The sequence below is a fragment of the Hydrogenophaga sp. genome (assembly GCF_022844385.1).
Lineage (GTDB): Bacteria > Pseudomonadota > Gammaproteobacteria > Burkholderiales > Burkholderiaceae_C > Hydrogenophaga.
Genome location: NZ_JALHLX010000121.1, coordinates 1 through 10880 on the forward strand (window position 1 = coordinate 1; position 10880 = coordinate 10880).

Annotated in this window: 10 protein-coding genes; 6 read left to right on the plus strand and 4 right to left on the minus strand. The window is 66.6% G+C overall.

Annotated elements, in window-relative coordinates; genetic code table 11:
• From Q0C59_RS16040 to Q0C59_RS16050, 3 genes are all read left to right on the plus strand, one after another.
• Nucleotides 1-231 (plus strand): hypothetical protein (locus Q0C59_RS16040; RefSeq protein WP_291217322.1); only part of this gene is annotated, 231 nt, incomplete at its 5' end.
• Nucleotides 232-243: 12 nt separating this feature from the next.
• The gene (locus Q0C59_RS16045) at nucleotides 244-1329 is read left to right on the plus strand and encodes an OmpA family protein (protein ID WP_291217324.1); all 1086 of its coding nucleotides are present in this window, start codon (nucleotides 244-246) and stop codon (nucleotides 1327-1329) included.
• 65 nt (nucleotides 1330-1394) lie between these two features.
• Nucleotides 1395-1823: an ankyrin repeat domain-containing protein gene (locus Q0C59_RS16050; RefSeq protein WP_291217327.1), complete on the plus strand. Its 429-nt coding sequence runs from the start codon at nucleotides 1395-1397 to the stop codon at nucleotides 1821-1823.
• 81 nt (nucleotides 1824-1904) lie between these two features.
• Here Q0C59_RS16050 and Q0C59_RS16055 read toward each other — a convergent pair whose 3' ends face one another.
• Together Q0C59_RS16055 and Q0C59_RS16060 are read right to left on the minus strand one after the other, a co-directional pair.
• Nucleotides 1905-2798 (minus strand): Tim44 domain-containing protein, encoded by an 894-nt coding sequence (locus Q0C59_RS16055; protein WP_291217331.1) that lies wholly within the window; start codon nucleotides 2796-2798, stop codon nucleotides 1905-1907.
• 146 nt (nucleotides 2799-2944) lie between these two features.
• Nucleotides 2945-3913 (minus strand): LysR family transcriptional regulator, encoded by a 969-nt coding sequence (locus tag Q0C59_RS16060; RefSeq protein WP_291217333.1) that lies wholly within the window; start codon nucleotides 3911-3913, stop codon nucleotides 2945-2947.
• Nucleotides 3914-4023: 110 nt separating this feature from the next.
• Between Q0C59_RS16060 and Q0C59_RS16065 the strand changes: the two genes are divergently transcribed.
• The 3 genes from Q0C59_RS16065 to Q0C59_RS16075 are packed head-to-tail and all read left to right on the plus strand — an operon-like array spanning nucleotide 4024 to nucleotide 7483.
• Complete coding sequence (locus Q0C59_RS16065) at nucleotides 4024-5541, plus strand: CoA-acylating methylmalonate-semialdehyde dehydrogenase (protein ID WP_291217335.1); 1518 nt, start codon at nucleotides 4024-4026, stop codon at nucleotides 5539-5541.
• Between the two features lie 14 nt (nucleotides 5542-5555).
• Nucleotides 5556-5843, plus strand: coding sequence for a putative signal transducing protein (locus Q0C59_RS16070; RefSeq protein WP_291217338.1), 288 nt, complete (start codon nucleotides 5556-5558; stop codon nucleotides 5841-5843).
• Nucleotides 5840-7483: a GMC family oxidoreductase gene (locus tag Q0C59_RS16075; RefSeq protein ID WP_291217340.1), complete on the plus strand. Its 1644-nt coding sequence runs from the start codon at nucleotides 5840-5842 to the stop codon at nucleotides 7481-7483. Before Q0C59_RS16070 ends, Q0C59_RS16075 begins: the two co-directional genes overlap by 4 nt.
• A 54-nt stretch (nucleotides 7484-7537) precedes the next feature.
• Here the strand turns inward: Q0C59_RS16075 and Q0C59_RS16080 are convergent, their stop codons facing one another.
• Together Q0C59_RS16080 and gshA are read right to left on the minus strand one after the other, a co-directional pair.
• Nucleotides 7538-9406, minus strand: a complete 1869-nt coding sequence (locus Q0C59_RS16080; protein ID WP_291217343.1) for a potassium transporter Kup — start codon at nucleotides 9404-9406, stop codon at nucleotides 7538-7540.
• A gap of 133 nt (nucleotides 9407-9539) precedes the next feature.
• Nucleotides 9540-10832 (minus strand): glutamate--cysteine ligase, encoded by a 1293-nt coding sequence (gshA, locus tag Q0C59_RS16085; RefSeq protein WP_291217346.1) that lies wholly within the window; start codon nucleotides 10830-10832, stop codon nucleotides 9540-9542.
• Nucleotides 10833-10880: the final 48 nt, after the last annotated feature.

The following is a 10880-nucleotide window of genomic DNA, read 5'->3' on the forward strand; positions in this document are numbered from 1 at the left end:
TGGAGCCGTCAGGGCGATGCACGCCAGAGCTCGGTGGGTCTGGAGGCTGGCTACCTCGTCAAGTCCAACCTGTGGGTCTCGGCGGGCTACAACGTGCTCGGCTTCTCAGACGACGAGCTCCAGGGCTCGGCCTACACCCGCAAAGGCGCCTACGTCCGCCTGCGCTTCAAGTTCGATGAAACCCTGTTCCGCGGCGACGACGCGGCCACCAACCGCTCCCTGCCACGCTGAGGCATCGACACCATGAACCTCATGACAACACGCTCACTGTCCTTCACCATGCTGGCCCTGGGCCTCACCCTTGCGTTCGGCCTCGGCCTGGCCGGTTGCGCCGTCACCGACCCGCGCGCTACCGACCGCGCGCCCGGCGCGCTGCCGGCATATGCCGCACCCGACCGCATCACCGACGAGGCGATTCGCGGCGACCACCGCGCCATGCTGGGCTTGCGCGAGCGCCTGGCCATGCTCAACCAGAACGGCCGCGTTGCCACCGGCAATGCGCACTGGGCCAAGGCGCAATGTTGGCTCGACATGGCCCAGCAGAACTACCACGAGAACGACCGCAGCCGCGTGATCGAAGAGGCGCTCGCTGAGTCGCAAGCGCTGGTGGACGCGCTGGAAAAAGGCACAGCACCGAACGACCGAACCCCGCCGGTGGGCAACAGTGTTCGCTTGCGTGAAGACCTGTGGACCCGCGTGGCGAAGGTGAAAGCCTCGCCCGCGGCCGCCTGTGTGGCCGCCCAGGCCGCGTGCCTGGAAGTGCAGCTGGTGTGGGCTGGTCACGAGTACGCCGAAGGCGGCTGGCGCCACGCCAACCCCTACATCGGCATCGCCGAACATAAGGCCGACGCGATGGACCGGGGCGCCACCGCCTGCGCTGCGCCGGCGGTGGCCGCTGCACCAGTGGCACCCATCGTTCGCGAGGTGCTGATCGAACGCCTGGTGCTCACCACCGACACGCTGTTCGACTTCGACCGCGGCAGCGTCAACGACATCCGCGCCGCCGGCCGGGCGCGCCTGGATGTGCTGGCCGAACGGGCCAAAGGGCTGCAAGGCATCGAACGCATCGCGCTGGTGGGCCACACCGACCGCCTGGGCAGCGCCGAGCACAACCAGCCCCTGTCGCTGCAACGCGCCACTGCCGTGCGCGACCACCTGGTGGCACGCGGCCTGCCGGCTGCCCTGTTCACCGTCGAGGGCAAAGGCTCGGAGCAGCCCGTCAAACGTTGCGAGGACAACCAGCCGCGTGCCCGGCTCATCGCCTGCCTGCAGGACAACCGGCGCGTTGAGGTGGAGATCCGGGGGCGGGTGGCCGCGCCGGCTCGCTGAGCAGGTCGGGCGGTCGTGGCGGTGGATTCGTGCGATAACCCCACCTCAACCCACCACACGCACCGATGACCGACTGGAAGACCCAACAAATGATCAAGGCCTCGGGCTGGCCGCTGGCCCCCGAGCTGCTCGCCCCCGGCGCCGATTTCAGCGCCCCGGCCGAGGGCGGTCTGGTGCCCTGGCACTGGGCCTGCAGCGAAGGCAAGGCCGGCCTGGTGCGCTACATGCTGGACCACGGCGCCGACCCGCAAGACCGCACGCCGGCCGGTCAGGCCATGCTGCACATGGCGGCGCGCGCGAAAAGTTTTCAGGTGGTGATGCTGCTGATCGACGCGCTCAAGGCCACGGGCGCGCCCGCACCCGACGAAGGCCTGCGGTCGTTTCTGACCAAGACCTTTGCCAAAGGCCATCCCGATTCGAAAAACCGGCTGCAGCAAACATTGAAGGACTGGGACCGGCTGCAGCGGCAGGCAACGCCGGGCAAGCCGGCCTGAGACGCCCACAAAAAAGGCCCCGACACGTGAGCGTCGGGGCCTGGGCGCAGAAGCCTCAGCGGGCGTGAGCCCGCATCAGCATCAGGCGCTTTGCTGGATGCCGGCCAGCAACCAGCCGCCGTTGGCGTGGCGCGGCTTGGTCAGGTGCCAGATCTCGTCGAAGCTCTCCGTCAGCGCGGCGCCGTTCTCGCGCGTCTCGCCGGTGAAGCGCACGCTCACCACGTACAGCGCTGGACCCTCTTCCACTTCAAGCACTTCGGCGTTGATTTGCACCACGTCGGTGTGCTGGGTCGCTGCGCCACGCTCGCTCAGGTCCATCTGCAGCTCGGCAAACATCTCCGGCGTAGTGAAGGCGCGGATGTCGTCGAGGTTGCCCGCATCGTTGGCAGCCTGCAGGCGAATGAAGTTGACCTTGGCGTTGCGCTCGAAAGCGGCCACGTCGAAGTCGGCCGGAATGGTGCTGGCGACGCCACCACCCACCGCGCTGCCGATCATCGAACCGCCACCGCCCGCATGGGTCGGTGCGCGAAACGCGTTGAGCGGGTCCACGTTCTGGCGGTTGGCACCTGCGCCAGCGTAGGCCAAACCACCCGAGCCCCCTTGCTGGGCCTGTGCACGCTTGCGCATGATGAAGCCGAACACGGCGATGGCAGCAGCGATCAGCAGGCCGATCATCAGCATGTTGGCCATGCCTTCGCCAAAGCCCAGGTGCGAGGCCAGGGCCATGAGGCCAATGCCGGCGGCGAGACCCGCGATCGGGCCCATCCAGCTGCGGCCAGCGCCGGCTGCTGCGGTACCTGCACCGGCTGCGGCGGGCGCAGCCGTGGGTGCGGCGGGCGCTTTGGCCGGCGGCGCGGACTGGCGCTGCATGCCGAACGACTTGCCCCCGCCCATGCGTTTGGCTTCGGCGTCGAAATGCGCGGCGCCCAGACCCAGGGTCATGACCACCGCCAACAGGGAAATCCACTTTTTCATTTGAGTCTCCATTAAAGAAAATTTGAGCACCTTGCAGGGTAGTCGTTCCCTCGCTTCTGAAAAAGCAGATATATCGGGACAATCAGTTCGTAAAAATAAGCGGCTTCAGGCCAGCAGACCGCCTGCTGCGGTTGGTCGAGGGCACCTCACCGCGTCCGGGAAGGCGCTGCCCGCACGTCAAAACCTTCGGACAACGCCACCCGCAACCAGGCCACGAACGCCGACACCGAACGCGGCACGTGGCTGGCGTAAGGCCTGACCGCAAAAATCTGGGTGCTGAACGTGCCCACAGATGCCCAGCCATTGAGCACCTCCACCAACTGGCCCGATTGCAAAGCCGCCTGCGCGCTGAAATCGGGCACCAGTGCAATGCCCAGGCCCGCGATGGCCGCGTCGCGCAGGGCTTCGCTGTTGTTGGCGCTGAACGGGCCCGACACCGGCACGGTGACGCGCTGGGCCTGCGTCTTCTTGCGGCCCTCGGCGGGCGTGAAGTGCCAGGCCGATGTGTCCTGTGCACGCGGGTAGTGCAGACAGGCGTGTCGGGCCAGGTCCGGCGGGGTGGCCGGGGTGCCGTGGTGGCGCAAGTACTCCCGACTGGCCACCAGCACCGACCGCGTGCTGCACAACGGCCAGGCCACATGGGTGTCGGGCGGCGAGGCGGTGTGGCGGATCGCCAGATCGAAGCCCTCGGTGGCCAGCGAGCTCAGCCGGTCCGACATGTCCAGCTCGATCCGGATCTGGGGATGTGCCCGCACGAACGGCGCAATTCTGGGCACCAGTTGCTGACGCGCAAACGCCACCGGCGCGGTGACCCGCACCAGGCCGGCCGGCTCGTCGGCGAGGTCGCGCACGCTGGAGAAGCTCTGCGCGATGCGCTCGAAGGGGTCGCGCATGCCATCCACGAGCTGTTGGCCCGCCTCGGTCAGACGCACGCTGCGCGTGGTGCGCTGCACCAGGGGCACGCCGGCGGCCCGCTCCAGCTCGCTGATGCGCTGGCTCATGGCAGCCTTGCTCACGCCCAGGCGCTGCGCCGACGCGGTGTAACTGCCTTGCTGCGCGAGCACGGTCAGCCAGTGCAGGTGCATCCAGAGCGCTTCGACTTTTTTCTCATCCATGCCCGGATTGTTCACCATTTCAAACAATCAGTTCAGGCCACGCCACTAGGCGAGGGGGAGTGCGGTGCCTACACTGCGCTCACCCCCGATTGCTTTCAAACGAGACCACCATGGCCCACACACCCCGCTCGATCGATCATTTCATTCACGGCCAGGTGGCTCAAGGCACCTCGTCGCGCCGCCAGGATGTCTTCAACCCCGCCACCGGCGCGGTGACCGGCCAGGTCGCACTGGCCAACGTGGCGGATGTGAACACCGCCGTGGCCGCCGCCCAAGCCGCGTTCCCGGCCTGGGCCGACACGCCGCCCATCCGCCGCGCACGTGTGATGTTCAAGTTCCTGGAGCTGGTGAACCAGCACAAGGACGAGTTAGCCCACCTGATCACAGCAGAGCACGGCAAAGTGTTCACCGACGCGCAAGGCGAGGTGGCGCGCGGCATCGACATCATCGAATTCTCTTGCGGCATTCCGCAGCTGCTCAAGGGCGACTTCACCGACCAGGTGTCGACCGGCATGGACAACTGGACGCTGCGCCAGCCGCTGGGCGTGGTGGCCGGCATCACGCCGTTCAACTTCCCCGTGATGGTGCCCATGTGGATGTTCCCGGTGGCGATTGCCGCGGGCAACACCTTCGTGCTCAAGCCCAGCCCGATCGACCCGTCGGCTTCGCTGTTCATGGGCGAGCTGTTCAAAAAGGCCGGCCTGCCCGACGGCGTGTTCAACGTGGTGCAGGGCGACAAGGAGGCGGTGGACGCGCTGCTGGTGCACCCCGACGTGAAGGCCATCAGCTTCGTCGGCTCCACGCCGATTGCGAACTACATCTACGAGACCGGTGCCCACCACGGCAAGCGCGTGCAGGCCTTGGGCGGCGCGAAGAACCACATGGTGGTGATGCCCGACGCCGACCTGGACCAGGCGGTGGACGCGCTCATCGGCGCGGCCTACGGCTCGGCCGGGGAGCGCTGCATGGCCATTTCGGTGGCGGTGCTGGTGGGTGACGTGGCCGACAAGATCATGCCCAAACTGGTCGAGCGCACCCAGGCACTGAAAGTGCTCAACGGCACCAACCTGGCCGCCGAGATGGGTCCCATCGTCACAGCGGCTGCGCACCAGCGCATCACCGGCTACATCGAAGCGGGCGCGAAAGAAGGCGCGCAGATGCTGTTGGACGGCCGCGGCTTCGACGCCACGCAGACCGGCGAAGGATGCGGCAACGGTTTTTGGATGGGCGGCACGCTGTTCGATCACGTGACCACCGACATGAAAATCTACAAGGAAGAGATCTTCGGCCCGGTGCTGTCTTGTGTGCGCGTGCCCGACTTTGCACAGGCCGTGAAGATCATCAACGACCACGAGTTCGGCAACGGCGTGAGCTGCTTCACCCGCGACGGCAACGTGGCCCGCGAATTCGCCCGCCGCATTCAGGTCGGCATGGTCGGCATCAACGTGCCGATCCCGGTGCCCATGGCCTGGCACGGTTTTGGCGGCTGGAAGAAGAGCCTGTTCGGCGACATGCATGCCTACGGCGAAGAGGGTGTGCGCTTCTACACCAAGCAGAAATCGATCATGCAGCGCTGGCCCGAATCGATCGGCAAGGGCGCCGAGTTCGTCATGCCCACGGCAAAGTGAAGCAGGGGCCGGGCGTGGAAGACGGCAACAGCCCCTACGACCCGGCCATGGGTGACTGGAAAACGCTGATCACGTTCTTCAGCCCGACCGAGGCCTACCTGCTGCGCGGCTGCTTGCAGGCGGGCGGCGTTCCCGCAACGGTGGCCGACGCGCATCTGGTCCAGAGCTATACCTTGCTGGCCGGCGCCATTCCGGTTCGGGTGATGGTGCCCGAGCTGCGCTTTGCCGAGGCCGAGGCCGTGGTTGCAGCGTTTCAGCGTGGCGATTTCAGTCTGGACGACACAGACCCCGAGACACCATGAACAACACCACCTTCGACTTCATCGTCATCGGCGCCGGCACCGCAGGCTGCTTGCTGGCCAACCGGCTCAGCGCCGACGCGTCCAAGCGCGTGCTGCTCGTCGAAGCCGGCCGCAAGGACGACTACCACTGGATCCACATTCCCGTGGGTTACCTCTACTGCATCGGCAACCCACGAACCGACTGGCTCTACCAGACCGAGCCCGACCCGGGGCTCAACGGCCGGCGCCTGCGCTACCCCCGCGGCAAGGGCCTGGGCGGCTGCTCCAGCATCAACGGCATGATCTACATGCGTGGCCAGAGCCGCGACTACGACCAGTGGGCGCAGCTCACGGGCGACGATGACTGGCGCTGGGACAACTGCCTGCCCGACTTCAAGGCACACGAAAACCACCACCGGCTCGACGCCGCGCAGGACCCCGCATTCGCGAAGCTGCACGGCCACGGCGGCGAATGGCGCATCGAAAAACAGCGCCTGCGCTGGGACGTGCTGGACGCCTTCGCTCAAGCCGCGCAGCAAGCCGGCGTGCCCGCCACGACAGACTTCAACACCGGCAGCAACGAAGGCGTGGGCTACTTCGAGGTGAACCAGAAAAGCGGCTGGCGCTGGAACGCATCGAAGGCCTTTCTGCGCCCGGCGCAGGGCCGCCCCAACCTCACCGTGTGGACCGAAACCGCCACCGACAAACTCGTGCTCGAACGCAACGCCAGCGGCCAACTGCGCTGCTCCGGCGTGGAGCTCTTGCGTGGCGGTCAACGCGTGCGCGTATCTGCCACGCAAGAGGTGGTGCTCAGTGCCGGCAGCATCGGCTCGCCGGCCATCCTGCAGCGCTCGGGCGTCGGCCCGGCCGCCTTGCTGCAGCAGCACGGCGTCAACGTGCAGCTCGATCTGCCCGGCGTGGGCGAAAACCTGCAGGACCACCTGCAGATCCGCGCGGTGTTCAAGGTGCAGGGCGCGACCACGCTCAACGTGCTGGCCAGCAGCCTGTGGGGCAAGGCGAAGATCGGGCTGGAGTACGCGCTCAAGCGCAGCGGCCCCATGAGCATGGCGCCCAGCCAGCTCGGCGCCTTCACCCGCAGCGACCCGGCCCAGCCCTGGCCCAACATCGAATACCACGTGCAGCCGCTCAGCCTGGACGCGTTTGGCGAGCCGCTGCACAGCTTCCCCGCGTTCACCGCGAGTGTGTGCAACCTCAACCCCACCAGCCGAGGCCACGTGCGCATCACCTCGGCCCAGGCCGACGCGGCGCCGGCCATCGCACCGCGCTACCTGAGCACGCCCGAAGACCGCCAGGTGGCCGCCGACAGCCTGCGCGTGACGCGCCACATCGTGGCCCAGCCGGCGCTTGCCAAGTACCAGCCGCAGGAGCACAAGCCGGGCGTGCAGTTCCAGAGCGACGACGAGCTGGCGCGCCTGGCTGGCGACATCGCCAGCACCATCTTCCACCCGGTCGGCACGACCAAGATGGGCGCGGCCAGCGACCCGATGGCGGTGGTGGACAGCCACCTGCGCGTGCGCGGCGTGGCGGGCCTGCGGGTGGTGGACGCGGGCGTGATGCCCACCATCACGAGCGGCAACACCAACAGCCCCACGTTGATGATCGCGGAGAAGGCTGCACGCTGGATAAGGGCTGGGGGCTAGGCCCGCCGCCGGGCCGTCCCAAGGCGGGTCAGCCCCCTCGGGGAGCGTGGAGGCCTAAATCTCTATCTTGGAGCCGAGCTCGATCACCGCGTTGTTCGGCAGGTGCAGGAACTGCGCGGCCGCGCTGGCGTTGTGGTGCATCTGGGCAAACAGCTTCTCGCGCCACGGCGCCATGCCGCTGCCCAGCGTGGGCGTGACCACGTCGCGGGAGAGGAAGTAGCTGGTCGTCATGGTCTCCATCTCGCAGCCGTGTCCGCGCATGAGCTGCAGCGCCTTGGGCACGTCGGGCTCGTCCTTGAAACCGAAGTTCAGCGTCACGGCCCAGCAGTCGTGGCCCAGCGGCTCCATCTGCAGGCGCTGCCCGGGGGCGATCCACGGCACCTCGTGGCTGCGCACGGTGACAAACAGGTTCTGCTCGTGCAGCACCTTGTTGTGCTTGAGGTTGTGCAGCATCGCGTTGGGCACCGTGCCGGGCTCGGCCGTGAGGAACACAGCGGTGCCAGCCACGCGCACCGGCGGGCTCACGAACACCGACTCCAGAAAACTCGGCAGGTCCAGTGCATCGGCCTGCTGGGCCTGGGCCATGAGGCCGCGGCCGCGCTTCCAGGTCATCATGAGCGTGAACACCACGCCGCCGATGAGCAGCGGGAACCAGCCGCCGGCGAACAGCTTGAGCAGGTTGGAGGTGAAGAAGGCCAGGTCGACCACGAAGAAGAAGCCCGTCGCCGCCACGCACAGCCACAGCGGGTATTTCCAGCCGTAACGGATCACGTAGAAGGTGAGCACGGTGGTGATCAGCATGTCCAGCGTGACCGCGATACCGTAGGCCGCCGCCAGGTTGGTGGAGGACCTGAACATCACCACCGCCAGCACGATGGCAGCAAACAGCGCCCAGTTGACGAAGGGCATGTAGATCTGGCCGGTGTCGTGCTCGCTGGTGTGCTGCACCTGCAGGCGTGGCAGATACCCCAGCTGCATGGCCTGTTTGGTCACACTGAAGGCGCCGGTGATGAGCGCCTGCGAGGCAATGACGGTGGCCATGGTGGCCAGCAGCACCAGCGGCAGCAGCAGCCAGTCGGGCGCCATGTTGAAGAACGGGTTTTTCACCGCCTCGGGCCGCGCCAGCAGCAGCGCGCCCTGGCCAAAGTAGTTCAGCGTGAGGCAGGGCATGACCACCAGAAACCAGGCCAGGCGGATCGGCTTCTTGCCGAAATGGCCGAGGTCGGCATACAGCGCTTCGGCCCCGGTCACGCACAGCACCACGGCGCCCAGGATGATGAAGGTGGTGCCCGGCTGCGTCCACATGAAGCGCAGCGCATGGTGCGGGCTGAGCGCGGCCAGGATCTCGGGGTGGTCCACGATCTGCACGACGCCCAAGCCCGCGATGGTGACGAACCACACCACGGTGATCGGCCCGAAGAACTTGCCGATGCCGCCGGTGCCTCGCTTTTGCACCGCGAACAGCGCGAACAGCACCACCAGCGTGATGGGCACCACGTACTGGCGGAAAGCGGGAGAAATGACCTCCAGACCTTCCACCGCTGAAAGTACCGAAATGGCTGGGGTGATGACACCGTCGCCATAAAACAGCGCGGTGCCGAAGATGCCGATGGCCAGCAGTGTCTGGCGCAGTTCGGGCCGGTCTTTCACCGCGGTGGAGGCCAGCGCCAGCATGGCGATCAGGCCACCTTCGCCGCCGTTGTCGGCGCGCAGCACCAGCACCACGTATTTGAGCGAAACGATGACGGTGAGCGTCCAGAACAGGATGGACAGCACACCGTAGACGTTGGCATGGGTGAAGGGAACGTGGCCGGATCCGAAGACCTCCTTGACGGCGTACAGCACGCTGGTGCCGATATCGCCATAGACCACACCGATGGCGCCCAGGGTGAGCGCGGCAAGAGACGATTTGGAAGCTGACACGAAACAACCCCGGCCTTGTGGGCCCAGGGTTCGTTGTCTGGGGAGCGCGATTTTGCGCCTGCACCCGGCGCCTTGTCTGTTGGGTCAGGGGTCTAAACCACCCCTTGCGTGATCAATGTTGCGCTGCAGCAACTCACTCGTAGACTTCGGCGTCCGGGTCGGTGGCTTCGAGCTCGTAACTGGCGGCCAGCATCGCGAGACGCCCGATCACGCCGTACATGTAGAAGCGGTTGGGCACGCTGGCCCCGGGTTTCACGCCCGGCTGCGGCAGCTGTGCGCTCTGCTCGAAGGCCAGCGGCACGTAGCTCGAACCCGGGGCGTTGAGGTTCTCGTCCACCCCGCGATCGGCGTGCACCCGGTAGAAACCACCCACCACGTAGCGGTCCATCATGTAGACCACCGGCTCGGCCACCGCGCTGTTGATGCGCTCGTTGGTCAGCACGCCCTCCTGGATGATCACCTCGTGCACCGCCTGCCCGGCCTGGGTCACGGCCATGCTGGCCTTGGTCTTGGCGGAGAGGTTGTCGATCTCGCGCGCATCGCGCACCGTGAGGATGCCCATGCCGCCGGTGCCGTTGTCGGCCTTGACCACCACGAACGGCTTCTCGTTGATGCCGTACTCCTTGTACTTGCGGCGGATCTTGCCCAGCAGCGCGTCGGTGTTGCTGCGCAGGCATTCGAGCCCGGCGTCGGTGTTGAAGTCGACCTGGCCGCACTGGTTGAACATCGGATTGATCAGCCAGTGATCCATGCCCAGCAGCTTGCCGAAGCGTTTGGACACCTCTTCGTAGGCCTTGAAGTGGTGGCTCTTGCGCCGCGTGGGCCAGCCGCCGTGCAGCGGCGGCAGCAGGTACTGCTCGTGCAGGTCTTCCACGATGCCGGGCACGCCCGCGCTCAGGTCGTTGTTGAGCAGGATGGTGCAGGGGTCGAAGTTCTTGAGGCCCAGGCGCCGCTTGGTGCGGATCAAGGGCTCCAGCACCACCTTCTCGCCACCGGGCAGCTCGATGGTGGTGGGCACCTTGATGTCGTTGGACATGGAGCCCAGCCGCACGTTGAGTCCGGCCATGTAGAAGATGCGCTGCAACTGGGCCAGGTTGCTCAGGTAGAAGGTGTCGCGCGTGTTTTCTGGGATCAGCAGCAGGTTTTTCGCCTCGGGGCAGATCTTCTCGATGGCTGCCATGGCCGCCTGCACCGCCAGCGGAATCATCTCGGGCGTGAGGTGGTTCCAGCCGCCGGGGTAGAGATTGGTGTCCACCGGCGCGAGCTTGAAGCCGGCGTTGCGGATGTCCACCGAGCTGTAGAACGGCGGCGTGTGCTCCATCCACTCCAGCCGGAACCAGCGCTCGATCACCGGCGTGGACTCGAGGACGCGCTGCTCAAGCTCGTTGATGGGGCCGGTGAGGGCGGTGACGAGGTGGGGGACCATAGAGGGGGCCTGCGGCGGCAACGGGTGGGGGTAATCAGTGTAATGGGG